Here is a 26,977-nt window from a genome sequence, read left to right on the forward strand (position 1 = left end):
CAAAGCAATTACACCTGAGGTGATTGCTTCTCTCACTTCTTACGACTTTATTCTTGAAGCTTTATTTAGCGCAGCTTCATAAAGAAATGGTATCACTGGAAACAAGAATACTTTAGTTGGAAACAGGAACATTCTCGTTTGCAACACAAAAGTTCGGGTTCTGAACATGAAACTTGGAGTTCAAAACAGGAAACTTGGAGATAAAAGCTAGAGTGATGAGGTTGGGAAGGTAAATTTTATTGTTCTCATTAGAGAGAATCGCGTAAATTTGCTAAATTCTCACGCACTCTCACAGTATTAGGATGATTCCCTCCTAAACTTTGCTCGAAAATATTCAAAGCTTGGAGATAAAGGGGTTCGGCTTGGTCGTACTTTCCTTGGGAATAGTAGAGTTTAGCCAAATTGTTGAGGCTGAAGGCGACCGAGGGATGATTGTCTCCCAGCAGGCGTTTATCGAGTTCTAAAGCTTGGAGATACAGGGGTTCGGCTTGGTCGTACTTTCCTTGAGAATAGTAGAGATATGCCAAGTTGTTGAGGCTGGTGGCGACATCGGGATGATTGTCTCCCAGCAGGCGTTTATGGAGTTCTAAAGCTTGGAGATACAGGGGTTCGGCTTGGTCGTACTTTCCTTGGGATTCGTAGAGTCCTGCCAAATTGTTGAGGCTTTGGGCGACATCGGGATGATTGTCTCCCAGCAGGCGTTGTCTGAGTTCTAAAGCTTGGATATAGAGGGGTGTGGCTTGGTCGTACTTTCCTTGGGAATAGTAGAGATATGCCAAGTTGTTGAGGCTTTGGGCAACATGGGGATGATTGTCTCCCAGCAGCCGTTGTCTGAGTTCTAAAGCTTGGATATAGAGGGGTGCGGCTTGGTCATACTTTCCTTGGGAATTGTAGAGTAATGCCAAGTTGTTGAGGCTTTGGGCGGCATCGGGATGATTGTCTCCCAGCAGGCGTTGATAGAGTTCTAAAGCTTGGAGATATAGGGGTTCGGCTTGGTCGTACTTTCCTTGGGAATAGTAGAGATATGCCAAGTTGTTGAGGCTGGTGGCGACACGGGGATGATTGTCTCCCAGCAGGCGTTGTCTGAGTTCTAAAGCTTGGAGATATAGGGGTTCGGCTTCGTCGTACTTTCCTTGGGAATAGTAGAGTCCTGCCAAGTTGTTGAGGCTGGTGGCGACACGGAGATGATTGTCTCCCAGCAGGCGTTGTCTGAGTTCTAAAGCTTGGAGATACAGGGGTTTGGCTTCGTCGTACTTTCCTTGGGATTTGTAGAGTCCTGCCAAGTTGTTGAGGCTGGTGGCAAAATCGGGATGATTGTCTCCCAGCAGGCGTTGTCTGAGTTCTAAAGCTTGGAGATACAGGGGTTCGGCTTGGTTGTACTTTCCTTGGGATTTGTAGAGTCCTGCCAAGTTGTTGAGGCTGGTGGCAAAATCGGGATGATTGTCTCCCAAGCGGTTTTGTACTGTTGATAAACACTGCTGATACCAAGGTTCGGCTTGGGTATATAACCCTTGTCCTTCATAGAAGTAACCCAAGCCGACGAAAGGCCAAATTAAATCTTCATCACTGACATATTGAATGAGATTGTTTGCTACTTCAGCTATGTGTGGTATGGCAAGGGAAACAGCGTTAATTTCCTCAAGGGTAGGAGTCTCAGGAATTTCTTTAGCAACTGCTACCATTACCGGACAAAACGATCGCTTAAATTTCTCTGCTTGCTCTAAACCTGTAAAATTAGATTGGAAAAATTCCCGCAACAGTGGATGTAGTTGATAAATTCCTTCACCTTTGCGCTGGAGTAAATGCAGATTCAATAATTTATCATCCCGAATTTCCTCTAACTCATCCTCATCTTTCTCTGGTAAACACTGTTCTACTAAGTTCCAGGGTATGGGTGCGGCGGCAAATAAACTGAGTAAACAGCCTAATTGCTTATCATCTTCTGCTAATTCCTGCCAACTCAACTCAAAGGCGGCTTGCACTCCCAATTGTGCTGTCATATCGGCTTCTGGGTTCACAAGTGCAAGTTGTTCTAGTGGCTTTTCCTTTTCCTTTAATCGCCCCATCATTTTCGATATAGACAAATCCTGCTTCCGCGCCAGATATCGCCCCACCAACTCTAAACCCAAAGGCAAATACCCCAGCCATTCGCACAATTGATTTGCTACATCTAATTCTTTCTCAATTCGCCCTGGTGTTTCTGCCAGCAAAGACCGTAACAACTCCAACGCTGCATCTGGTTGTAATACATCCAAAGATAATTGCTTGATGGCTGCACCCAACTTTTTGCGCGTAGTCATCAACACTTTAAATCTGGAAGATGCGCCCTGTAGGTAAGGTTTGACTTGCTCGTAATCTGTAATATCATCCACCACCAGCAGCACATTACCCTCACGCCAATTCCGCCAGCAGTATTGTACTTGTGCAGGTAAATCAAATTCTTCTGGTGGCTTTAAATCAAGCTGAGTTCTCGCAAACCGCACCACTTGAACGCCAAAATCCGCAACTTTCGCCTGTAACCAGCACAGTCCACCTTTGTAGTTTTCGCGCTGAGTCATGGCATATTGCAAGGCGAGTTCTGTTTTACCCAGTCCACCCATTCCCAAAATAGCCGCAATGGCTACTTGGTTATTTTTCTGCAAGAGTTCATGGAGTTCTTGCAGTTCTTCATCACGTCCCACAAATTTCACTACCCCACTCAGGGGTACATTTTGCGGTATTTCAGGATTTGACTTTACCCGTTCCTGTTCGGGCGACTGTAGTCAAAAGTTCTGAGTACCAATAAAAGTATTTCCCTGAAAGACGTTTTTAATAGATTCAGCTAACTTTGCATTATTGATCGCACCTGCTGGTTGTGAGTTGAGGTCATTTGCTAAAGCCTGAACCTTTGCTGCTTGTGGGTCAACGTTTACGGCTGCTTCTACTTCCCGTACTGATTGAGCAATTTCGGTATCTGTATCGGCTGCGGCTTTCAACTCCAACACAGCTTTACCATAATCTAACGCCTGCTGTGTATTTTCCTGTGACGTATTCGCTAACAAGGGCAGCTTATTTTTCTGGCGTAGCTGTGCGATTAACTCGTTACTTTTTTCTAATGCTGCTTCCCCAAGCTTTTCGCCTGTTTTTTCTAAAGCCTTAGTTAAAACTATAGTAGCGATCGCAGTTCCTACGGCTGTTAAGGTTACTGGTTCCATAAGTTAATAATAATATTACGAGATTATACTTATTTTTTTCAGCATAACAGTTTCTCAACGGAGAAAAAAGCACAAATTATAACGGTTTGCGGTTGAATGGAATACAGACCTAACCCCTTCCCTACATTCGCGCAGCGTGTCGAAGACAGGGAAAGGGAATAAAACTCAAAGCCTCTCTCCTGGTAGGCTACGCACATCTATTGTATAAGTCCCCTCGCTGGGCTGTTGATTTAAGTATGTATACAGTGATTGGGTTTTTCCCACAAGGCGACGGTCAATGCGCGCTCTGACCAGCACATGATTGTCGTGATTTGGAACTGTGGCAAATTCCTCATACATATCGCTTTCGCGGTCGGCGATGTGAGTCAAAAATAAATGAGGCTAAAACCCTTTTATCTCCTGACTTCTACTTTCTCCCACGGGGAGACGCTAAAAGCGATCTGCTCACGGCAGAAGAAGAGGGAAAAAGGGAAAAGGACGGACAGATATTCTCCTTTCACCCTTCCTCCTGCCTCATTCCAACAAGAAATATTTATGCCAACCTACTGATTAAGCCGTAAAAAAATAATACAAAATAATCTTTTTTGAGATATTTTATGTTTTTCTTTCCTAAGGATTACTACTAGCGATCGCTACATTGATAATGTTGTACCGAAAGCCAATAAACAATTTGCAAAAATTCATTCAAAAACAAAGTTATCAGCATATAGGGTTTTTTTTCGCAACTCTCTTGAGCATTATATTGTTCAGTTGGGTAGCACTCTCGCAGCAACCAGTCACCCTCAATCTGTTAATGACTGCCCCTGATGCCCAACCTTGGAGGCAGGGTTTAATTAGAGACTTCGAGGCTGAGAACCCAGGTATTCGCATTAACTTAGTTGAAGGGCCGAATGCCACAAATTTGCTCGAAGACCTCTACACCTCATCTTTTATCTTGGGTGAATCCCCTTATGACCTGATTAATATGGATGTGATCTGGACATCCAAGTTTGCTGCTGCTGGATGGTTGCTACCTTTAGGCGATCGCATTTCTAAAGAGGAGTTGGCAGCATTTTCACCCCAGGATGTAGAAGGGGGACGTTATCAAAACCAGTTGTACCGCATTCCAGTGCGTTCCGACGTAGGAATGCTCTATTACCGGGAAGATTTAATCAAACAAGCAGGATTGCAACCGCCAGAAACATTTGATGATTTGATCCGAATTTCCCAAGTCTTGCAGAAGAAAAACCAGGTGAAATGGGGCTATGTTTGGCAGGGTCGCCAATATGAAGGACTTGTGGCGATGTTTGCGGAAATCCTCGATGGTTTTGGTGGCTTCTGGGTTAAACCCGACACCCTCGAAGTTGGATTAGATCGACCAGAAACATTACAAGCCATTGAGTTTCTGCGTAGTACTATCAGCAAAGGCGTTTCTCCTCCTGGAGTCACAACCTATCAAGAAGAAGACACCCGCCGTTTGTTTCAAAGTGGTCAAGTAGCGTTTTTACGTAGTTGGCCATACGCGTGGCCTTTAGCCCAGGCAGAAAATTCGCCAATCCGGGGCAAAATAGCGATTAAACCAATGGTTCATGCCCCTGGTAAGACGGGAGCGGCTTGTCTTGGGGGGTGGGGTTTAGGGATTGCGAAATCTTCTCAACATCCTGAAGAAGCTTGGAAAGCAATTAAGTATTTTACCAGTCGGGAAGCACAGCGCCGATTCATTTTCAGTGCAGGTTATGTACCAAGTCGTCGGGAACTGTTTACAGCACCAGAGATTGTTGCTAAATACCCCCACTATCCGCAGTTATTGCAGGTCGTTGACAATGCCGTTTTACGTCCGCCGATCGCCCAATATGCTCAAACATCAGATATTTTGCAGCGTTATCTCAGCGCTGCCTTATCCGGCCGAATGAATCCTGAACGAGCAATGCAAGCTGCTGCTGCGGAAACGCGCCGACTGTTGGCGGCAGGAGGGCGAGGAGCAGGGGGCAGAGGGGCAGAGGAGCAGGGGGGCAGAGGAGCAGAGGGGCAGGGGAGCAGGGGGAGAAAAATTACATAGCCAGTTCCCAATGACCAATGACCAATGACCAATGACAAATGACAAATGACAAATGATAAATTTACATACACTCAAAAGTCGAGAACAACAGACAGCCTGGATTTTATTAACACCCGCATTGCTGCTGTTGTTGTTTGTATTTGCCTACCCGATTTTACGGGCATTTTGGTTAAGCGTATTTACTAGAAATTTGGGAACAGAGCTACAACCCGTATTCTCTGGTTTAGAGAATTATGTGCGGATGGCGGGGGATGGTCGTTTTTGGCAGAGTTTGTGGGCGACAACCGTGTTCACGACAGCATCAGTCATCTCAGAACTACTGCTAGGACTGGGAATTGCCCTAGTTCTCAATCAGGCGTTTGTTGGGCGGGGCATAGTGCGTACAACTGCCATTATCCCTTGGGCTTTGCCTACTTCTCTAATTGGTCTGGCGTGGGCTTGGATTTTTAACGACCAGTTTGGGGTTGTGAACGATATTCTGCTGCGCTTAGGGCTGATTAAGACTGGGATTAATTGGTTAGGAGAGCCAACGCTGGCAACGATCGCACTGGTTTTTGCTGATGTTTGGAAAACTACGCCGTTTATCAGTATCCTGTTGCTAGCTGGGTTGCAGTCGATATCAAAAGACCTCTATGAAGCTTACTCGGTCGATGGAGCAACTGCTTGGCAAAGTTTCCGCAATATTACCCTGCCATTGCTGCTGCCGCAGATATTAATTGCAGTACTATTTCGGTTTGCTCAAGCTTTTGGGATTTTTGACTTGGTTGCTGTGATGACTGGGGGCGGCCCTGGTGGTGCTACGGAAGTGGTGTCATTGTACATTTACTCCACGGTGATGCGCTACTTAGATTTTGGTTATGGAGCTGCCTTGGTAGTAGTGACATTTTTAATATTAATTGCGGCGGTGGCGATCGCTAGTTTCTTACTTAACAAATACCGTGCCAAAACATCAGGAGCCATTTAAGCCATGAGTGTAACTCCCCAAGCAGTTCCAACGACTCCAAAACCAACAGGGGGAACCAAGTTTTCTCTGAAAAAAATCTTGCTGGGCATCATAGTTGTATTAATAGTGGTATTTAGCCTAGCGCCAGCCTTATGGCAATTGCTGACCTCGTTTAAAGTGAATGACGATATTGCTGCCGTTCCTACTGTCTATTTTCCTACACGCTTTACTTTCAATCACTACATTGAGTTATTCACCCGTCGGCCATTTTGGCGCTACATCTTCAACAGTGCCTTTGTGTCGATTACTTCTACTGCTGTAGCTTTAGCGATCGGCGCACCTGCGGCTTATGCCCTGGCACGGTTACGCCCTTGGGGTGAAAAAGTTATCCTCGCCAGCATTTTAATTGTTACCTTATTTCCAGGAATTCTCTTGTTTTTAGGACTATTAGAAATTATCCAAGCGTTGAAATTGGGCAATAATTATCTGGCGCTGATTATACCCTATACAGCGATTAATTTGCCGCTAACAATTTTAGTACTTAAAAGCTTTTTTGAACAATTACCAAAAGACTTGGAAGATTCTGCTAGGGTCGATGGCTACAATACTTTTCAACTACTATGGCAAATCGTGCTACCTATGACCCTTCCCGCCTTGGTGACTACTGGAATCCTCACTTTTATTTTTGCTTGGAACGAGTTTATTTTTGCTCTCACGTTTATGACTCGTGAAGAGTTGAAGACAATTCCCGTTGCTGCGGCTCAGTTGGGTGGTGCGACAATATATGAAATTCCCTATGGCCCGATCGCTGCTGCAACTGTCATCGGGACATTACCCCTGATTTTACTAGTTTTATTTTTCCAGCGCCGGATTGTCCAAGGTCTTACCGCTGGTGCTGTCAAGGGATAAGGGGGAGCAGCACTTCGACTACGCTCAGTGACCGAGGAGCAGGGGAGTAGGGGAAGCAGAGGGGAGAATAATAATTTCTGATAAATGACCAATGACAAATGACAAATGAAAAATGGCTAAACTCGAACTTAAAAACTTGAATAAAACCTACAGTCCCAAAGTCGTCCCTGTCAAAGACGTTAGTTTAACTGTAGATAACCATGAGTTTCTCACTTTACTTGGCCCTTCTGGCTGTGGTAAATCCACCGTCCTACGCATGATTGCGGGTCTTGAAGAACCGACTCGCGGTCAAATCGAGATTGGGGAGGTGGATGTCACCTATAAACGAGCAGCCGATCGCAATATTGCAATGGTATTCCAAAGCTATGCACTCTATCCCCACATGACGGTGTACGAAAACCTCGCTTCTGGACTCAAGCTGAAAAAAGTACCACCGACAGAAATTAAACAGCGAGTGGCAGAAGTGGCAGAAGTTTTAGGATTAGCAGAGCTAATGAACCGCAAACCCGGTCAAATGTCTGGAGGTCAACGGCAGCGGGTTGCTGTCGGTCGTGCTTTGGTGCGTAATGCCGATGTCTACCTGCTGGATGAACCTTTAAGTAATCTGGATGCACTATTGCGGGAAAGAGTCCGAGCCGATATCAAGCAAATTTTTGCAGCCCAAAAAGTGCCAGTTGTCTACGTCACCCACGACCAAACAGAAGCGATGACGCTCTCTACAAAAGTTGCCTTGCTCAATGATGGCTATGTCCAGCAACTCGATCCGCCTGACCGCATCTATAATCATCCAGCTAATCTATTTGTGGCTGGATTTGTTGGTAGTCCGCAAATGAATTTGCTGACTTTACCTTGTAAGGGACAATATGCGCTGTTGGGTAACTTTCAGGTTCATCTCCCAGATATACCAACTGTACCACCGCAGATTGTTCTGGGAATCCGACCAGAAAATGTCCGCATTGCTCAACCAGGTGATACCCAGACTATTCAAGGGAAAGTATTTTTGGTGGAAAATTTGGGTATGCACTATTTGGTTAGTGTCAAGGTTGAGGGTTCACAAACTGGAGCGATTACGGTACGTGCTTTGTTGCCAACAGACCAAAATTGGAGTAACGAGGATATTACACTAGCATTGCCCCCTGAAGATATTCACTGGTTTGATGTGCAATCTGGCCATGCTCTTGTTAAGAGACAAATATTAGGTTAACGCAAGCAAGAGACGTGATGAATCGCCGTCTCTACAATAGACCTCTTGTATAAATAAAAAACAAAGAACTTCACCCCGCATTTGCTAACACAAACGTTCCCCTCTTCGGAAGCCTACGGTGTACACACAAGTCTAAAGTTGTTCAATAATCTGGGTTTTCTCCACCCTAACCACTGCTTGAATTCAATAAATGACTACCCGAATTCAATAAACGACCACCCGAATTCAATAAACGACCACCCGAATTCAATAAACGACCACCCGAATTCAATAAATGACTACCCGAATTCAATAAACAACCACCCGAATTCAATAAACAACCACCCGAATTCAATAAACGACTACCCGAATTCAATAAACGACCACCCGAATTCAATATATTTATTGCATAAATTCTCAAAACCTCACCTGAAACCCGATTTACTAAGGTTTTAGCTTTAGTTTTACCCCACCCTAACCATCAGTGCGATTAAGTAGGTAATCTTTGGGATTTAAGAAGAAATTCGACTTGTGTGTACACGATAGCCCGGCAACGCAAGCGGGGAGAGGTGTTAGGGACTTTTGCAATAGGTCTAATAATCAGATTTATCGCGTCTTTGCGATCGCTAGAATTTTCATCAAAAAACTTTAACCGAAGCAATCCTAGAAAGTGATGCTTGGGGATTTGCGCTACCCTAAGTCAGGAAGCCAAGGATAAATTAGATGAGAAAATGGATTTGGCTGATGCTGTTGGTGCTGATGACAGTTGCCGTGTTGGGTAGCAGAGGTAGCACGTTTTTTGAACAGCGTCCCTCACCGACAATTGTTGAGCGCATTCCGGTAGAAACACCCGAACCACAGCCATCAAGGGAAGTTGACATTACCCCCCAAGTGTCTACTGACAAGCTGTTAAACCATATCCAAAAGTTGAATTTTCAGCGCTACACCACAAAAGAGCGATCGCTTACTCGCACTTATATTACAACGGAATTGAAAAAAGTCGGCTGGAAACCTAAATTAGAAAAGTTCTCTGACGGTGTGAATATTTTTGCTGAACGCCCAGGAACTAACAAAGCCGCGAAAGCAATTCTTGTAGCAGCACATTACGATACGGTTGCCTCTTCCCCTGGTGCCGATGATAATGCCAGTGGTGTAGCTGTAGTGCTGGAAGTAGCTCGGTTGCTCGGTTCTCGTGCTACGCCACGAACGTTACAGCTAGCTTTTTTTGACCAAGAGGAAGCAGGACTTTTGGGTAGTCAGGCTTTTGTGAGCAAGACAGCACGCTTGCAAAATTTAGGCGGAGCGATCGTTATGGATATGGTAGGTTACGCTTGTTACACTTCTGGATGTCAGAAATACCCTGCTGGATTGCCTGTTACACCACCTAGCGACAAGGGCGATTTTTTGGCAGTAATCGGCGATACAGAACATTTGTCTTTGCTGAATGCTTTTCAAAACTCACAAAATATCCGCTCAACCGCCCTGAATAAACAGGAATCAATGCCAGCAGTTCTAACACTACCAATTCCTTTTAAAGGTTTACTGACACCAGACACCTTACGCAGCGACCATGCACCGTTTTGGTACCAAGGTGTGGGTGCTGTGCTGGTGACAGATACCGCAAATTTACGCACTCCGCACTATCATAAACCTAGCGATGTGCCAGCGACTATCGAGCGATCGTTCTTCACCGGAGCAGCACAAATTGTAGTTAATGCGACTAGTGCCTTATTAGAAAAAGACCAGATTTTGGAAACTCAACCACCAAGCTAACTGATGAATTATGAATTATCTTGACTAGCTTTTGGTTCAGGGAAAGTCAACGTCCAATTATTTTTATCATTGACCTGAGAATATAAACCTTGAAGAATGAGCCGCAGAGTTTTTCGAGTTCTAATAGCTTTCTTTACCAGATAAGTTCCTGGTTCAGCAAAGATATCATCAAAGTTTTGTTTATAACCAAATTGTTTTGAACAGTAACTACCAGCACCTTGGACTGTTAACACAAAAAATGGAGCTTGTTTGTATTCATCAGGAATCATAAAAATTCCATATACATGGTGACGACCACGCCACGGCTGAACACTAACCTTAGTAGCATGTACTTGGAATTTTGTAGTTTTTGATGCGATAAAAGCCTCAAAATTGCAATCAGAATCATTCACAGGCCACCACAGTGTAATAATACTCAGAGAGAGCAGAAAAATTAAAATATAGGGTAGTCTGCGACGCATAGAGCCAAGAAAAGTTGTTGATGCGGCTGGGGTAATTTGATGAGTGACGATCGCGCAGCTACAGCAGTCAGACTATTCACCTGCAACACCTCTGCAAAACGTTTTAAACAGAAAAGACAAAACATTAAGCAGTCGGTTAAATTTTCCTGTAAAAAAAAATTGCAGATTGTAGATGCGATTGCTTTCCCTGTTCTAGTAGCTGCGTTACAGTCTTAAACCTAGCTGAGAAACAATCGAGCTTTTGTGGCTGTTAACACTGATTTATGCTCAAATTTTTGGCTGTGATGAATTCTACAATTTGTTACTCTTGTTATGCTTGTAATATGGCTCTGTTTGCATCAGCAGATGCTTTGAGGAGATTAGAGGATAGGCGTAGCCCGTCGTAGACTTCGCCATCAAGTTAAAAAAAAATTTACTTTTATTTCTAATCAATTATTGGGGTAGTCAAATACACAAATATCCGTTATATTCCCGTAAGTAACAGTTGGTATAAAAGTTTATGGGAAAAATTTGGAGAAGTCTGAAGACAGTTGCGGGTTTATTTAGCGCCATTGTACTTACACAGTTCGGGGCAAATACTTCGGCCATTGCAGCTGACACGGTTGTTGTGCGTTTGGGTTTATTTACAGAATCCATCTCTCTGACTGAGTTGCAAAAGGCTGTAAAAACAGGAAAATTGCCTGGGAGTTTACAGTCTTTATCTGAAGAACAACGCCGCTTCTTGTTGGGGGCGCTGGGGATGAATATACCTATGAATGTTGTCACACTTGATAGGTTAATTAATACCCAGATTGGTACAACTATTCTCAGTGACTTCGCTACAGCCTTAGCCCGAAAGGACAAAGCTGGGGTACAAGCACTCAGAGCAAGCTTGGTATTAGGTTCTACTGCACCGCAAGGTCTTTCTATACTGAGTTTTATTGCTGCTTATCCCAGTAAACGCTTAGAAATTGATTTGCCAAAGGCTTTCGCTGTTGCAGGGAATTTAAATACAGCTTTTTGGCGTACCCAACAATTCATGTTAGCGATCGCTCCCCAACTCGACCCCATAACAGCACATCCGAGAACACCGCAGATTGCTTTCCCTTTTGATCCCAGCCAACCAGGAAGCGCCCAAGTAAAAATACTCAACTTAAGTCTGAACGATCAAAAGCGCGATCGCCAAATCCCAGTTGATATTTACTGGTCAACTGCTGCAACTCCCGACAAACCCGTAATTGTCTTTTCTCACGGCTTCGGGTCGGTTCGCACGGACTTGCGTTACCTGGCAGAACATTTAGCATCCCACGGTTATGTCGTAGCAGCTTTAGAACATCCCGGTAGTAATCAAGCAAATGCTAACTTAGCATTACAAGGCAAAACCAGAGTCATGAAGCCTCAAGAGTTTTTGTATCGTCCTCAAGATATTAGTTTTGTCCTCGACGAATTAGAAAAGCTCAACCAAACGGCTAATCATCCCCTGCAAGGGAAACTTGCAACTACAAACGCGATGGTTGTTGGTTATTCATTTGGTGGTGGTACAGCTTTAGCACTTGCTGGAGCCGAGTTACAACTAGAACATCTCAAACAACGCTGCAAAAAGAACTTGACTATCTTGAGTTTGGGAGAAAATATGCAGTGCATCGCTCAAGAACTACCAGAAAATAGCTATCAACTACGAGATCCCAGAATCAAACAAGCGATCGCTTTCAATCCCACAACTTCTCTAATTTTTGGCGAAACTGGGTTAACTAAGATACAAGTTCCTACCATAGTGTTAGCAGGTTCCGCCGATAAAACCACCCCAGCTTTAACTGAACAGATTGTCGGATTTGAAAAAATCCCATCCCCAAAATCGCTAGTCGGTATAATTGGGGGTACTCATCTTAGTGTAAAAGACCCCAGCACCACATTAGATCAGATCGGACAACCAAATACACCGATTAGTGGCGGTGAAGTTGTCGGTGAACAAGCAGCAGATGTTCGCAAATACGTTAAAGCTCTAACCTTGGCCTTTGCTGCACAGATGACTCCAGAAGCTAAAAACTATGCTATCTTCCTGACACCAGACTATGCTCAGTTTGCTTCAACTGCCGCATTTCCATTTCGTCTAATTACACAGATTCCTCCTGATGCTATGGCAGTGGTGAAAGAATTTGTTGAGAAATAAGGGACTTTCAATTAAACAAATATAGGACTTACTTATCATACATATTGACTATACTAATTTTGGGCTTTTGAACCATTTCTAATAGCCAGAACAGTAAATATGTAACAAAATCGGGGTTGCAATCAGCACCTAAAATATGAATTCGATTTAATGCATATTATGGTTAATTAGTATAGTACCGTAAGTCCTAAAATATTTAATTTTGTGAGTAGCTTACTTAAAAATAGGGATATGGGGAATGGTAGAAGTCGCCGCTTATTCTAACTATCCCTACCATTTTTATTTTTAGATCAAAAAAAGCCTAAAATACTGATATTCGCTACAATTACCTGACGTTGAGATCGACCAATCGAGAATATAGTACTTTTCATCTAAGTGGATTAACTACCCCACCCACCCTATCAAGCATCCTCTCCAATCTATTTGGGAGAGTGTACTTTATTAATTTGTAATCTGCTGTGATTAATATACAGCTTATACAATTGGCTTTATAGCAATTCTGTGTAAATTTTTTAATTAATACAATCATACTACATTGATATTAGCCCTAAAGTTGCTGTTAAATCTACACCAAATTTTTACAGTAAAAATAACTATTTACACATAAAATTTATAATGTATTCGTAAAAATAACAGAAGCTTAAGAGTGTAAAAAACTAGGAGTAGATGCCGGATAATGATGATACATACGTATCCTATAGAAATCGTAAACTCTTTTTGAAAAAATCTGTCAATTAATTGTAGGGTGTATTAGCAAAGTGTAGTACATCATACATGTGTTTCAAGATTCCAATATTTAGTTCTGAAGCTAACATCTTACAAACTAATTTCAAAACAAATGAAACAAAGTTATTTGATATGAAATGTGTTTGTGTATGTATTGAGTAACTTACTTGAAGTTCACAAAACTAAATGAGAGATCGTTGTTATCTTCTGCAAGCGAAAGATTAACCAAAAATCAACAACAAAGGCTTGTTTTATTTACTTAAATAATTAGTTTTACAATACACATGTAGGTAAACTAATTTGGCATTCAGAATTAAACAATTATTCCATTTCACTCAAGCTTATGCAACTCTATACAACTCGTGAAATTGAACAACTCCAGCAACATGAAGACCTTTCTGTTTTAACTGAAATTATGGAGTGGGTGAAAAACTTTTTAGGAAGGTCTCATCCTAACTTAGGTAGACCCGGCGCAGTTTGCCCTTTTGTACCTTACTCTCTCAAATCAAACAGTATTCGTCTAGCAGTTATTCACACAAAAGACTTGTATCCAGAAGAATTAGAAGAGATTGTTGGACGCTATCGAGATATATTTCTGCAAATAGATCCTCAAGAGCAGGAATTAGCAATTAATAAAGCTTTTTTACTTATTTTTCCTGACATCCATATAGAAGACGCTTCTAAAGTAGTAGATAGTGTCCAACAAAAACTTAAACCTTTGTTTGTTGAGTCAGGACTGATGATCGGAGAATTTCATAAACGTAATGAAAGTCCTGGTCTACACAACCCAAACTTTCGTCCACTTCGTAGCCCTATTCCCCTATTGGCTATTCGGTTCATGGTTGAAGCTGACCTCCCTTTTCTTCAAAATCCTGCCGATCCACATTTACGTATTCGATATTTGGAAGCTTATTTAAAGAATTTTGAGCATAAATTTACAGATGCAACAAAGTTTAAAAATGCTCATCAAGCATTGGCTTTAGCAAAAGAACAAATTAAACAAGAAATTTTGGTGAGTTCTTCTATATAATAAATGTTTGAATTTAGGGTTAGTGATTGAGCATAAGTATGGAGGATTAAAAGTCTTTTCAATTCGCTGCACTTTGAAATAAGTGGGATAAAAATGACGAATTTACTGCTACTTGTAATTGCTTAGTGCAGATAGCATCAAATCGTCGTCAGGATGTAAATTATCGTACTACAGTATAAGCGATCGCTAATTATCAATTAGTCAATATCAATACTTCAACAAATTAACTCTGATTTATAATCATGGCACACACATTTTTGTGAATATATTTAGAGTTACTCTATTATTTGTGATATAAAAAAGCAAATAATTTGGTAAATAAAATGGCGAAAGAAATAGAGCGGAAATATTTAGTGATAGGAGATAGCTGGAGAGGATTAGCTGAAGGTAGTGTATATCGTCAAGGATATATTGCTACTCAAGATAAAGCAACTGTACGCATACGTGTAGTAGGGGAAAAAAGTTATTTGACCATTAAAGGCCCCAATATTAAATATTCGAGATTAGAGTTTGAATATCCTATTCCTGTTCAAGATGCTCAAGAAATACTTGAGACATTATGTCAACGTCCCTTTATAGAAAAAACTAGATATAAAATAGAGTCGGGTGGTTTGATTTGGGAAATAGATGAGTTTGATGGTGTTAATAAAGGACTGATATTAGCAGAAGTTGAACTCACTGATGAAAATCAGCAAATTGAATTACCAAACTGGATTGGACAAGAAGTTTCTGATGACTCTAGATATTTCAACAGCAATTTAGTAAAATACCCTTTTTCACAATGGTAATAGAATAGACTTCTTGCATAAGTAGGGAAAAGGGTAAGGGGTAAAGGGTAAAAGTATGGAATTTTCCCTTACCCTTTAACCTTTAACCTTTCCCCAATATCTTGGCATTTGTTACTTTTGCAAGATGTCTAATGAAATCAAAACTATGCGAATAGCCAAATGCAATGATTGGAAAACAGAACCTATGCCTTCTGTATACAAAAATCTAACGCTAGAAACAGTTTACTCACAGGAAGAATTCGACCGAATTGCTGCTGGAGTAATTCCAGAGCAGATGGAAAATAAGTGGTTCATTTTCTATAAGGCTCCTTGGCTATACTTGCATCGTAGTTGGACTGGTTTTTGTATTTTCAAAGTGCGTTTTGAGGTGGTTGCAGAAAACGTAAAGATTGCGGAAGTGCAAGTAAATCGAGATCCAGCGCAATACTCTAACACTGATGATAAGCGCGATGCCTCTATGTTAGCGATCTTGCTGGATTCGCGATCTGAACGTGATGTGCGAAGTCAAATGCTCGGCTAGATTAAAGATCGATTCAGTAGACCTCTTGCAAAAGTGCTTTTTGCAAGAGGGGAAAAGGGTAAAGGTTAAAGGGTAAGGGGACAATACAGAACTTTTTCTCCTTTTCCCGACTTATGCAAGAAGTCTAGTAATTAGGCATCCATAAAGGATGCCTGTCAGTATGAACTCAGCCATTGACTAGATTTTCTACAGTATCAGCATCATTCGGTAATGCAGCTGTTAAAACTTCGCTGCCTTCGGTAGTAACTAAAACATCATCTTCAATACGGATTCCCCGGACATCGGCGAATTCAGATAAACGCTGCCAATTCACCACATTCTGATATTTTGAACGGACATTAGCATCATTTAAAATTGCTGGTACTTGATAGAAACCAGGCTCAATTGTGACTAACATTCCTGGACGCAGGGGACGATTTAAACGAAGATAGCTTAAGCCAAAGCGATCGCTCCTTTCACGTCCCTCTTCATACCCGCCTAAATCGCCCAAATCTTCCATATCATGCACATCTAAACCCAGTAGATGACCGATACCATGAGGAAAAAACAGCGCGTGGGCATCCATTTCTACTAAATCTTGGGGATTTCCTTGTAAAATGCCTAACTCTACTAAACCTTCAGCGATCGCTGTAGCCGCTAGCAAATGAATATCCCCATACTCTACACCAGGCTGGATTTTGGCAATACAAGCATCATGAGCTGCCAACACTACATTATAAATATCTCTTTGGGTAGATGAAAACTTGCCGGAAACTGGCCAAGTGCGAGTCACATCACCTGCCCAACCCATCTCAGTTTCAGCGCCAACATCGGCAAGTAGTAAATCACCTGGTTGCAAACTATGGTGATACTGCTCGTTATGCAAAACTTCACCGTGAACAGTGACAATACTGTTGTAAGAGGTGGTCATATTGTGGGCAATAATTACCCCTTCCATCGCTGCCCGAACTTCTGCTTCTAGTTTGGCTTGGGGTGTTGCAGCCATCCCCGCTTTGTGAGCTTCGACAGTGACAGCCGCAGCTTTTCGCAACTCGGTTAATGCACCTTCGTCGTGGGTGAGGCGGAGAGAAACGATCGCATTCGCTAACTCCAAGTCAATTGCTTGGGGAGGACTTTGTGGTAAAACCCATCTATTTAATAGCTGCGATTGCTGCGTCCAAGTAGCCGCATCTTGGACAGCAAGTGTAGCAGCATCTTCTAGCCAAGACTCTAATTCTGCCATTGGGCGAGCCACATCCGCCCCAATCTTCTCGGCTATTTCCTCGCGCGTTGGCATTTCTCCATGCCAAAGGGCGCTGCTGGGTGAGGGATCGTCAATGAATAATTCTAGTTTGCCCGCTTCTAAACGAATTGCCGCCTTTGGTAATGGCAGTCCGGCGAAATAGAGGAAATGACTGCTAGCGCGAAACGGAAAGGAATTTGCGGGAAAGTTGCGTGGATTGTTGCTACCCGACCACAGAATTACTGGAAAATCAATGAGCTTGGCTAGTTGTTGCCGTCTGAGCCGTAAGGTATCAACGAGGGAAGTAGAAGTTTGTTGGGTAAGCATAAATGGAAACTCAAAGAAAAGGATAAAGGTGATAATTTTGCCCTTATTTAGTCGTTATCGTCTTTATCGTCATCTTTTTTATCATTTTTGCGATCGCCATCTTTTTTATCGTCTTTGCGATCGCCATCTTTTTTATCATCACCATCATTGTCGTTCTGCTTTATCTGCTTAGGCTCTTGGTTAGGTTGTAAGACTGGTTTTTTTTGCTCAGTTGGAGCAATTGGCTGGGGCGCTTCAACAACACAGCTAACTAATCCTCCAGAAATTAGCGCTAAGTTGACAGTAGCAAAGATGCTTCTGAAGATTTTTATCCTCACGTTTTCGGTTTGCTTTAACATTGACTCTAGTTTTTGGAGATTGTATTCCTAATTTCTAAGGTACTGTATATAGTGGTTCTCATTAAACAAGTAGGGGCACGCCACGCCCCTACTGATATAGGAAGCGTATTTGATTTTTGAAAAAACTCAGTACACTTTTATTCCTTCTTCCCCGTTCCCCGCGCTGCACTGAGCCGGTCGTTGTGTTCCCTCCCTACGCAAAGAATTTCTCCGAATCAAAGCGGATTCCTATATATTGCTGTCTAACTTTCAAGGTGACTCTATACTAATGGGACAAATTATTACTCAGGTTGATGCTTTTACCAACACACCTTTCGCAGGTAATCCTGCTGCTGTCTGTGTTTTGCCTACTACCCAAGATGAGCGCTGGATGCAAAACGTAGCGCAGGAGATGAATTTATCTGAAACAGCTTTTTTAGTTAAGCAGGATGATGGCTTTAATCTGCGTTGGTTTACGCCTACGGTAGAAATGCCACTTTGTGGTCACGCAACTTTAGCTAGTGCCCATGTACTTTGGTCAGAGGGACATTTGTTACCTGATGAAGTTGCACGTTTTTATACCAAAAGTGGGGTGTTGATTGCGAAGTTACAAGGGGAGTGGATTGAGTTAGATTTTCCAGTAAATCACTCACAAGCAACAGTCGCTCCTCTAGAACTCAAGCAAGCGTTGGGTGTACCCTACAAATTTGTCTTGCAGAATTCACTAGGTTATTTAGTAGAATTGGAATCTGAAGAATTGGTGCGGCAAATACAGCCTAATTTTCAACTGCTAAAAACCTTACTGATTCCTAATGTCATTGTCACCAGCCTGACTGACTCTAATTCTCAATATGATTTCGTCTCTCGCTTCTTTGCACCAGGATTAGGTATTAATGAAGACCCAGTTACAGGAGCGGCTCATTGCTGTCTTGCTTGGTTCTGGCGCGATCGCTTGCACAAAGATCAATTCTTAGCTTATCAAGCATCTAGTCGTGGTGGCGTGGTGAAAGTGTATTATGACGGAGGCGATCGCGTCTTTCTTGCTGGACAAGCGGTAACTGTGCTGCGAGGTGAGTTATTTACCGCATCAACCTAATATTGCAAATCAATAATATCTGGCAAAAACTCACTATCAAGAACTAGGGGCTGGGGGTGAGGTCAAAATCCTGTGCATTAGACCTCTTGCAAAAGTGCTTTTTGCACTCTTGGGGAAAAGGGTAAAGGTTAAAGGGGAAGGGGACAATACAGAACTTTTTCCCCTTCCCCCCGCCCCTTATCCCCTTCTTGGGGCCCCACCTTCCCCTTTTCCCGACTTATGCAAGAAGTCTATTGAACTCACTTTTGGTTAGAGGCTGTTAGGGAGTTTTGCAAGATATCTAAATGTTTGTTAGGCCAAACAATCGTATTGCAGAAGATTGAGTTAAAATTGCACGTCAGTACAAACACTAAACCGCAAAAGCGTACTTTTGCGAAGAAACAACTGTCACAATATTTAAACAAGCCTATATTTTTATTTCAAAAATGTCTGCTAAATACAAAGATAGTAGAAATACTATCCAATCTCGTGATTGGCCAATTGAGGAATTACCTGGACTGAGCCACGAGGAACAATCCCAACTCCAAAATTGTGGGATTACTAGCACAGTAACCTTAGTCAAACAAGGTAAAACTCTAGAGTCAAGACTAGCGTTAGCAAATAAACTACAGATTCATCTTCAGTATGTAAATAAATGGATGGCTTTAGCTGACTTGGCACGTATTCCCAGTGTCGGGACACAATATTGTGGTTTATTGCTTCATGCAGGTATTGGTTCTGTAGTGCAGTTAGCTCAAACTCCCACTCACAGATTGCACCAACAAATTATGCGCTTGCAGGTATCAACAATGCAGCGCCGAGATTTGTGTCCAGCAATTGAGCTAGTACAACAGTGGAGTCAGCAAGCTAAAGCAATCATTAGTTAGGAGTTAGAAGTTAGAAGTTAGAAGTTAGGAGTTAGGAGTGAGAAGTTAAAACTCATAACTCATAACTCATAACTCATAACTCATAACTCCTCACTCTTTAACCAAGACACCATTAAGAAATATATCAGCGAGTCCTTCGGCCATTTCCTGCATTTGTTGGGGAGAGGCGTCGGGTTCGATGAGGGTGTTGTTAGAAAAACCTGCGATCGCAAACATTCCTAAGAAAACTTTCGCAACTAGCTTCGCGTCTCCTTGACGATAAATACCTTTATCCATAGCTGTTTGAAAGAATGCTTCGCCGACATCAGTCATTTTAGTAATGACTTCTAATTGAATGCGATCGCGCAAATCGGGGTGAAATTGCACCTCCATAAAACAAACACGCATCAAATCGGCATTTTTTTGGAAATTCCACATCCGACGGCGCATCACCTGAGCGACGGCTTTATAGCTGCCCATTTCACTTAATTCTGTGAGCAAATCTGTCAGAATCTCTACCCAGCCACTCGTGGCTACTTCCACCAAAATTGCTTTTTTATTCGGAAAATGACGAAATAGAGTGCCTTCAGCTATACCTGCCGCTTGTGCTAAGTCGCGGGTGGTAGTGCCGTCAAATCCCTGAGAGGCAAACAACCGTTGCGCTGCCTGTAAAATCCGGGTGCGCGTCTGAGCCTCTGAGGGCGGAGAAGAATTAAAAACTCGCATAAAAGTTATGGTTAGATATCCGTAACAAGACTTGTAGCATTATTGTCTAACGTCAAGTGCAAAGAGCCACTGAAAGCTTAATACAAGATTAACGCTCTTTTGCTAAGTATCCTGTTATTTAGGTAATGTAACTTTATCTTACTTCTCGCTTATGAACCAGAGCAGTCGGTCAATTTTGGATTTTAGATTGAAGATTTTGAATTGGTCAGATCGAGTATCTGTCATATTGCGGCAGTTGTTTATCGCTTTGTTAGCTTTGATCGTTCTCTCATGGGGATTACTACCAGAAGTTGCTCTAGCTCAAACTCAGACAGCACCTCCTCCTCAAGAGACTAAAACTCAAACTCCGCCAGTTCCAAGTTCAATCCAACCTTATCTCGATCGAGTTATTAAACAGTTAACAGAGTTTCGCCTCGATAATGGTTTGAAATTCATTGTCTTGGAACGGCATCAAGCGCCAGTGGTTTCTTTTCTGACTTATGCAAATGTCGGTGGTGTGGATGAGCCAGATGGTAAAACTGGTGTAGCTCACTTTCTGGAACATTTGGCATTTAAAGGTACAAGGCGCATTGGTACACAAGACTACCAAAAAGAAAAACCGCTACTAGACACATTAGAGCAGTTGAATGCTCAAATTAAAACAGCAAAAGCCGCTGGCAAAAAAGCTGACGTTATTCGCTTACAAACTGAGTTTGAACAAGTAGAATCGCAAGCCGGTAAGCTAGTCAAGCAAAATGAATTAGGGCAAATTGTCGAACAAGCGGGAGGCGTGGGTTTAAATGCCAATACTTCTACTGAAGCCACCCGTTATTTTTATAGCTTTCCTGCCAATAAGCTAGAACTTTGGATGTCGTTGGAGTCGGAGCGATTTCTCGATCCGGTAATTCGTCGTGAGTTTTATAAAGAGAAAGATGTAATTTTAGAAGAACGACGGATGCGGATAGAGAATTCACCCATTGGACTGATGGTGGAAAAGTTTATCGATACTGCTTACAAAACCCATCCCTACAGGCGTCCGGTGATTGGTTATGACGAAGATATCCGCAATCTGACACCAGAAGATGTCCAAAAGTTTTTTGATACTCACTACGTACCAAGTAATTTAGCGATCGCTATTGTCGGAGATGTTAACCCGGCTGAGGTGAAAAAACTAGCGCAAACTTATTTTGGCCGCTTTCAACCCAAAACCAAAGCTGTTGAAGAAATCCCGGTGGAACCGCCACAACAACAAACACGGGAAGTTACTTTACAGCTACCTTCACAACCCTGGTATTTAGAAGGTTATCATCGTCCGGCGATTACTCATCCAGATAATGCCGTCTATGAAATCATTGGCAGTTTATTAAGTGATGGACGCACGTCGCGGCTATATAAATCTTTGGTAGAAAAGCAGCGTTTAGCGCTAAATGCTCAAGGTTACAGTGGATTTCCTGGAGATAAGTACCCAAACCTGATATTTTTCTATGCTCTCACAGCTCCTGGTCATACAGTTGATGAGTTGGCGGTGGCTTTGCGGCAAGAAATTGACAAATTAAAAACTGAGCCTGTAGCGGCGGCTGATTTGCAACGGGTGAAAACCCAAGCACGGGCGGGTTTGTTACGTACTCTCGATTCTAATATGGGCATGGCTCAACAATTGTTGGAATATGAGGTGAAAACTGGCTCTTGGCGGAATTTGTTTAAGCAGTTGGATGACATTTCGGCGGTGACGACGGCCGATATTCAACGGGTGGCAAAGGAGACTTTTACACCTAAAAATCGCACGATTGGGAAGCTGTTGTCGAAAGCAGCATGAAAAACAAACCGCAAAGGGCGCACAGGAAAATAGATATGCAGAAGTACAAGGTGAAAGCTAAAAGGCAGATAGCGTTGAAAAATCAAAAGAGGAAAGGGTTGATTTATGCTTTGGTTGCTGTTTTTGCGTGCTTACTTTTAACTTGTAATTTTTCTCTGGCGGCGACAACTGAGGCAAAACATTACACAGAATTGCAGCTACCACCGCTACCTGAGATTAAGTTACCCAAATATGAGCGGTTTGTGCTGCAAAACGGCTTGGTTGTCTATTTGATGGAGGATCATGAATTACCGTTGGTGAATGGTACAGCGTTTGTACGGACAGGGAATCGCTTGGAACCAATGGAGAAAGTTGGGTTGGCTGGTTTTACAGGCGCAGTCATGCGAACTGGAGGAACTAAGAACCATTCGCCTGATGAACTCAATGAGATGTTGGAACAACGGGCAGCATCTGTGGAAGTTGGTATTGGTGAAACTTCTGGTAGTGCTAGCTTTGACGCCCTCAGTGAAGATTTAGAAACAGTGTTTGGGCTGTTTGCTGAAGTGCTGCGATCGCCTGTATTTGCTCCAGAAAAGCTAGACTTGGCGAAAACTCAAGCCAAAGGTGGCATTGCCCGTCGTAATGACAATCCAGATGGAATTGCTAATCGGGAATTTAAAAAATTAATCTATGGGAAAGATAGCCCTTATGCTCGCACGATAGAGTATGCGACGGTGGATAAAGTTGAGCGTGAGGATTTGCTCAAGTTTTATCAGCAATATTTCCACCCCAATAATATGATTTTGGGGATTGTGGGTGATTTTGATAGTAAGAAAATGCGATCGCTCATTCAAGCTAAGTTTGGCGATTGGCAGCGTAACCCAGGTATTGCTAAACCCACATTACCAAAGGTTTTGCCAGCTAATACAGGTGGAGTATTTTTTGTCAATCAGCCTCAGCTAACGCAAAGTAGTGTGCTTATCGGGCATTTGGGCGGACGTTTCGATAGTCCCGATTATGCAGCGCTGGATGTATTGAATGGAGTGTTAAATGGATTTGGTGGACGCTTATTTAATGAATTGCGATCGCGTCAAGGTTTAGCTTACTCTGTCTACGGGCAGTGGAGTCCCCGCTACGATTATCCTGGCATATTTATCGCTGGTGGAGAAACGCGATCGGATGCTACCGTCCAGTTTGTCAAAGCCTTACAAGCCCAAATCAAGCGCACCCAAACTCAGAGAGTGACACCAAAAGAACTCGCTTATGCCAAAGAGTCTACACTCAACTCCTTTGTATTCAACTTTCAAGACCCCAGCCAAACCTTATCACGGTTGATGCGATACGAATATTACGGCTATCCTGCTGATTTTCTCTTTCGCTATCAAAAAGCCGTCGCCGCCACCACAGCAGCCGATGTCCAACGGGTAGCACGAGAATATCTCAAGCCAGAAAAGATTGTGACTCTAGTAGTGGGGAATCAAACCGCCATTCAACCGCCATTGACACAGTTAGCTAAACAAGTGACACCAATAGATGTAACGATTCCTGGTTCGCAGCCACAGGCGAAGAATTAATAGCGTAGATGCCTAGCAATACTTCTCGGTTAAAGGGAAAAGGGAAAGAAAAAACCTTTAACCCTTACCCTTTACCCTTTACCCCAAACCCGATTCCGAGTTAAAAATGCACAAAGCGAGAAGTATTGAGATGCCTAGACACTCAATATCCAAATAAAATTGCAAGGCTCATATCCCCGACTTTTTAGACAGTCGGGGATCTTGTTTTTAAAATAATTTTCTCCATTATCAGGAAATGACTAAGAACAAATTGGAGTAACAAGTAGAAACTAAATCAGGAACCAAAACCTCTGGAAACTCCAGAGGTTTTTCTCTATTCTATTCATCTTTATAGAAGCGATCGCTCCAGCATACACTTTTATAAAGCAGCAAAAGTTGTCGCCCCTATCAGGTCAACTAGAGTAAGCTAAATTTAGGTTTTAGCTACTGGGAGCGAAGATGATGTTGTTGGAATTAAAGCGCATCCATGTTCCACCAGGACAAAGAGTGCTACTGCGAGATGTAACCTGGCAGGAATTAGAAGCAATTCTAGAAGATTTAGGGGAACACCGTGCTGCACGAATTGCTTATGACAGGGGAATACTGGAGATTATGGCACCACTGCCAGAACATGAAGACGATAAAGAAATTATTAGCGATTTAGTCAAAGCTCTTTTGGAAGAATTAGACATTGAGTTTAGATGCCTTGGTTCTACCACTTTCAAAAACCAAGCAATGGCTCAAGGTATAGAACCCGATCAGTGTTTCTATATAAAAAATGAATCTAAGATTCGCGGCAAGAAGCGGCTAGATTTAGCAGTAGACCCTCCTCCAGATTTAGCTCTAGAAATTGATATTACTTCTCGCACTCATCCTAATATTTATGAAGCGCTAAAAGTGCCTGAACTTTGGCGTTTTGATCGAGGAAAGCTCAAAATTAATGTTTTGCAAGACGGACATTATGTAGAATCTCAACAAAGCATAAATTTTCCTCTATTCTCACTAATTGAAACAATTCCCCAATATTTGCAGGAAAGTACAACAGCAGGCAGAAATGCAACGCTCAAAGCTTTTCGTCTTTGGGTACAAAAACAGATACAACAGCAATAACTGATGCTGTCACCATAATTCACAACATACACCGGGTTTCAAGTTAGTTAAATACATAAGCTAGCCTACCGCAAACTATAAATAAATACACTAGTATAATCCAAAACCCAGATGTAGAGACGCGATAAATCGCGTCTTAAAATAGCCTGAATTCTGAATTCTGATATCATGTCCGCATAATTAGTTATGCTAACCACAGTCATTGCACCCCACCTCTCCTCCCCGCAAGCGGGGAGGGAAGACAAAGCGTAGCTTTGGCGGGGGTGGGGTTCTTCGGGTTTAATAAGCAATCAAGCGGACATGATATGACTCCTGAATTCTGAATTCTGCTATAGAACTATTGCCAACCTTAGCATTAGCAGATAAATTGTATTTCTTTCAATCCATTATTACCGCATTTTAATCGATGTTTATTAAACCAAAAATACTTTTATCGTGGCTGGCATTATTACTCAGTTTTACAACTCTATTTCTTAGTTCTTGGATTATTCTTCCTGCTCCAAATATGTTTTTCCTCACCCTCGCAGTGGGAGCGCCAGAAGTCAGCCCTTGGTTATTTTTATTAAATCTGCTCTTTTTATTGCTGTCTTTATTCTATATCCGTCGCCGTAAATTACAGCGTTTAGTTTGCATTTTCAGTTTAATCGGATTGCTAATTTGTGGATGGGTGTTAGTGAATATTCTACCAACTCAAATGCAGATGGCTAAAGCTATGAAACAAGGACTGGGAGCAAATTATCTAGAGCAAATTACCGTTCAAGTAAGGGCTAAAATGCAAACCCATCCCTTTGACTTAGTTAATTTATTTCGGGGTATTCCATTAAGGAAAACGCGTCATCAAAAAGATATTCTCTTTGCTTCTCCTGGGGGAGTGCCTTTAAAAATGGAAGTTTACCAACCCTCAGAGGTAGGAAAATATCCAGCAGTGGTAGTAATTTATGGTGGAGCTTGGCAATATGGCAATACTCATGCCAATACTGAGTTTAATCAATATATTGCTAATCATGGATATACGGTATTTGCGATCGACTATCGACACGCACCTCAATATCAGTTTCCCTCTCAGTTAGATGATGTGCGTACAGCCCTAAATTTTATTCGCAAACATGCAGCTGAATATGAAGCCGATTCAGAACGTATGGTACTTTTAGGACGTTCTGCGGGAGCGCACCTAGCAATGCTAGCGGCTTATCAACCCGATGCACCACCCATTCGTGCTGTGGTGAACTATTACGGCCCTGTTGATTTAACCGAAGGATACAAAACGCCGCCAAATCCCGATCCTATAAATAGCCGCGCTGTTTTAAAAGCATTTCTTGGTGGTTCTTTAGAAGAATTACCTAATAGATATCAAATTGCTTCACCGATAAATTACCTAACGCACCCTTTACCGCCAACTTTATTAATTTACGGCAGTCGCGACCATTTGGTGCAAGCGCGATTTGGCAGACAGATGTATGAACGTTTACATGATTCTGGCAATACTGCGGTTTTTCTAGAAATTCCTTGGGCAGAACACGCTTTTGATGCTGTTTTCAACGGTGTGAGCAATCAACTAGCGTTGTATTACACTGAGAGGTTTTTGGCTTGGGCGTTGTTCAGGCAATGATTTTATTCGCAGACTCATTCACAAGTATTAAAAACTCAGCACTCCTTACTCCTTTTGAGGCCAGCGCCAATTGTAGCGATTCCATTCATACATGCCTTGAATTTCATACTCAGCGCCGTTGAAGAAGCGGACAACGCAATTAGTAGAGGAATCATTACTATCGCTAATTTCCTCAACCTTAATCACCATACAGGGAAACCATTCCCGCTGACAAGGGCCATCTTCTTGTACCCATTCCCATAGTGCATTGGAAACTTCAATGCGATCGCCTACTCTTAACTTCAGTGCATCCTCAAAATAAGAATACTTGTCAAAATGATATGACTCAACCCGATTCAACCACTGTAAACCATAGCGTTGGCGAATGAATTGTACAGTTCCAGAGTCATTTCCCAGCAACCAGTCGTTGAGTAATTGCACTTTCCAAGTGCGGTTGCGTTGTTCTTCATCCTTAACAAATTGTAAAAATGCTTCTAACTCCTCTGGGGTAAGTTCGTCTAAAGGATTAGCAATATTTGACATCGCAGAGGTAGAATTTCCCTGAATTTGCTCAACCACTTGCAGTAATATCTGTTTCTGCGTGTCAGTGAGAGGACAGCTTGCTGCATCACAATCATTAAAGGCTGCGAACATAGCTACTTCAATCTCATCTGGAGTCATAAGTTCATAGCAATTGAAGGGTTA

At 42.4% G+C, this 26,977-nt stretch carries 23 protein-coding genes; 15 read left to right on the top strand and 8 right to left on the bottom strand.

Going from position 1 to position 26,977, the window contains the following annotated elements; all coding sequences use genetic code 11:
• Positions 1-248: 248 nt before the first annotated feature.
• The 3 genes from V7K45_RS27500 to V7K45_RS27510 all read right to left on the bottom strand — a co-directional run bounded on the left by V7K45_RS27500 (position 249) and on the right by V7K45_RS27510 (position 3,563).
• Entirely contained in the window at positions 249-2,690 is a 2,442-nt protein-coding gene (locus tag V7K45_RS27500) for a tetratricopeptide repeat protein (protein ID WP_335008294.1), read from the bottom strand.
• A gap of 72 nt (positions 2,691-2,762) precedes the next feature.
• On the bottom strand, positions 2,763-3,194 hold the full coding sequence (locus V7K45_RS27505; RefSeq protein WP_335008296.1) for a hypothetical protein: 432 nt from the start codon (positions 3,192-3,194) through the stop codon (positions 2,763-2,765).
• 165 nt (positions 3,195-3,359) lie between these two features.
• Entirely contained in the window at positions 3,360-3,563 is a 204-nt protein-coding gene (locus tag V7K45_RS27510; RefSeq protein WP_335008298.1) for a hypothetical protein, read from the bottom strand.
• A 274-nt stretch (positions 3,564-3,837) separates the two neighbouring features.
• Between V7K45_RS27510 and V7K45_RS27515 the strand changes: the two genes are divergently transcribed.
• The 5 genes from V7K45_RS27515 to V7K45_RS27535 all read left to right on the top strand — a co-directional run bounded on the left by V7K45_RS27515 (position 3,838) and on the right by V7K45_RS27535 (position 10,040).
• Entirely contained in the window at positions 3,838-5,232 is a 1,395-nt protein-coding gene (locus V7K45_RS27515) for an ABC transporter substrate-binding protein (RefSeq protein WP_335008300.1), read from the top strand.
• A gap of 52 nt (positions 5,233-5,284) precedes the next feature.
• Complete coding sequence (locus tag V7K45_RS27520; RefSeq protein ID WP_335008302.1) at positions 5,285-6,196, top strand: carbohydrate ABC transporter permease; 912 nt, start codon at positions 5,285-5,287, stop codon at positions 6,194-6,196.
• A 3-nt stretch (positions 6,197-6,199) separates the two neighbouring features.
• Positions 6,200-7,084: a carbohydrate ABC transporter permease gene (locus V7K45_RS27525; protein ID WP_335008304.1), complete on the top strand. Its 885-nt coding sequence runs from the start codon at positions 6,200-6,202 to the stop codon at positions 7,082-7,084.
• Between the two features lie 112 nt (positions 7,085-7,196).
• A complete protein-coding gene (locus V7K45_RS27530; RefSeq protein ID WP_335008306.1) occupies positions 7,197-8,288 on the top strand; it encodes an ABC transporter ATP-binding protein in 1,092 nt (363 codons plus the stop codon).
• A 702-nt stretch (positions 8,289-8,990) separates the two neighbouring features.
• Positions 8,991-10,040 carry a M28 family peptidase gene (locus V7K45_RS27535; RefSeq protein WP_335008308.1) on the top strand — a complete coding sequence of 350 codons (1,050 nt, stop codon included), beginning with the start codon at positions 8,991-8,993 and terminating at the stop codon, positions 10,038-10,040.
• 8 nt (positions 10,041-10,048) lie between these two features.
• On the opposite strand, the gene V7K45_RS27540 is transcribed toward V7K45_RS27535, so the two are convergent.
• Positions 10,049-10,501: a hypothetical protein gene (locus V7K45_RS27540; RefSeq protein ID WP_335008310.1), complete on the bottom strand. Its 453-nt coding sequence runs from the start codon at positions 10,499-10,501 to the stop codon at positions 10,049-10,051.
• Positions 10,502-11,000: 499 nt separating this feature from the next.
• Between V7K45_RS27540 and V7K45_RS27545 the strand changes: the two genes are divergently transcribed.
• The 4 genes from V7K45_RS27545 (at position 11,001) to V7K45_RS27560 (ending at position 15,714) form a co-directional block, all read left to right on the top strand.
• A complete protein-coding gene (locus V7K45_RS27545; RefSeq protein ID WP_335008312.1) occupies positions 11,001-12,650 on the top strand; it encodes an alpha/beta hydrolase in 1,650 nt (549 codons plus the stop codon).
• 1,069 nt (positions 12,651-13,719) lie between these two features.
• A complete protein-coding gene (locus tag V7K45_RS27550) occupies positions 13,720-14,406 on the top strand; it encodes a DUF6875 domain-containing protein (RefSeq protein WP_335008314.1) in 687 nt (228 codons plus the stop codon).
• Positions 14,407-14,729: 323 nt separating this feature from the next.
• Positions 14,730-15,194 carry a CYTH domain-containing protein gene (locus V7K45_RS27555; RefSeq protein ID WP_335008316.1) on the top strand — a complete coding sequence of 155 codons (465 nt, stop codon included), beginning with the start codon at positions 14,730-14,732 and terminating at the stop codon, positions 15,192-15,194.
• Positions 15,195-15,378: 184 nt separating this feature from the next.
• Positions 15,379-15,714 (top strand): hypothetical protein, encoded by a 336-nt coding sequence (locus V7K45_RS27560; RefSeq protein WP_335008318.1) that lies wholly within the window; start codon positions 15,379-15,381, stop codon positions 15,712-15,714.
• Between the two features lie 166 nt (positions 15,715-15,880).
• On the opposite strand, the gene V7K45_RS27565 is transcribed toward V7K45_RS27560, so the two are convergent.
• Entirely contained in the window at positions 15,881-17,263 is a 1,383-nt protein-coding gene (locus V7K45_RS27565; RefSeq protein WP_335008320.1) for an aminopeptidase P family protein, read from the bottom strand.
• A gap of 47 nt (positions 17,264-17,310) precedes the next feature.
• Entirely contained in the window at positions 17,311-17,601 is a 291-nt protein-coding gene (locus tag V7K45_RS27570) for a hypothetical protein (RefSeq protein WP_335008322.1), read from the bottom strand.
• 268 nt (positions 17,602-17,869) lie between these two features.
• On the opposite strand from V7K45_RS27570, the gene V7K45_RS27575 reads away from it, so the two are divergent.
• Complete coding sequence (locus V7K45_RS27575) at positions 17,870-18,676, top strand: PhzF family phenazine biosynthesis protein (protein ID WP_335008324.1); 807 nt, start codon at positions 17,870-17,872, stop codon at positions 18,674-18,676.
• Positions 18,677-19,101: 425 nt separating this feature from the next.
• Positions 19,102-19,542, top strand: coding sequence for a DUF4332 domain-containing protein (locus tag V7K45_RS27580; protein WP_335008326.1), 441 nt, complete (start codon positions 19,102-19,104; stop codon positions 19,540-19,542).
• 90 nt (positions 19,543-19,632) lie between these two features.
• Here the strand turns inward: V7K45_RS27580 and V7K45_RS27585 are convergent, their stop codons facing one another.
• Positions 19,633-20,247: a TetR/AcrR family transcriptional regulator gene (locus tag V7K45_RS27585; protein WP_335008327.1), complete on the bottom strand. Its 615-nt coding sequence runs from the start codon at positions 20,245-20,247 to the stop codon at positions 19,633-19,635.
• A gap of 151 nt (positions 20,248-20,398) precedes the next feature.
• Here V7K45_RS27585 and V7K45_RS27590 point away from each other — a divergent pair, with 151 nt between their 5' ends.
• The 4 genes from V7K45_RS27590 (at position 20,399) to V7K45_RS27605 (ending at position 26,293) form a co-directional block, all read left to right on the top strand.
• On the top strand, positions 20,399-22,042 hold the full coding sequence (locus V7K45_RS27590; RefSeq protein WP_335008329.1) for a M16 family metallopeptidase: 1,644 nt from the start codon (positions 20,399-20,401) through the stop codon (positions 22,040-22,042).
• Between the two features lie 35 nt (positions 22,043-22,077).
• The gene (locus V7K45_RS27595; RefSeq protein WP_335008331.1) at positions 22,078-23,595 is read left to right on the top strand and encodes a M16 family metallopeptidase; all 1,518 of its coding nucleotides are present in this window, start codon (positions 22,078-22,080) and stop codon (positions 23,593-23,595) included.
• Between the two features lie 441 nt (positions 23,596-24,036).
• Positions 24,037-24,684 carry a Uma2 family endonuclease gene (locus V7K45_RS27600; protein ID WP_335008365.1) on the top strand — a complete coding sequence of 216 codons (648 nt, stop codon included), beginning with the start codon at positions 24,037-24,039 and terminating at the stop codon, positions 24,682-24,684.
• Between the two features lie 406 nt (positions 24,685-25,090).
• Entirely contained in the window at positions 25,091-26,293 is a 1,203-nt protein-coding gene (locus V7K45_RS27605; protein ID WP_335008334.1) for an alpha/beta hydrolase, read from the top strand.
• A 45-nt stretch (positions 26,294-26,338) separates the two neighbouring features.
• Here the strand turns inward: V7K45_RS27605 and V7K45_RS27610 are convergent, their stop codons facing one another.
• The gene (locus V7K45_RS27610; protein WP_335008336.1) at positions 26,339-26,953 is read right to left on the bottom strand and encodes a hypothetical protein; all 615 of its coding nucleotides are present in this window, start codon (positions 26,951-26,953) and stop codon (positions 26,339-26,341) included.
• Positions 26,954-26,977: the final 24 nt, after the last annotated feature.

This window comes from Nostoc sp. (assembly GCF_036917375.1).
Classification (GTDB): Bacteria; Cyanobacteriota; Cyanobacteriia; order Cyanobacteriales; family Nostocaceae; genus Nostoc.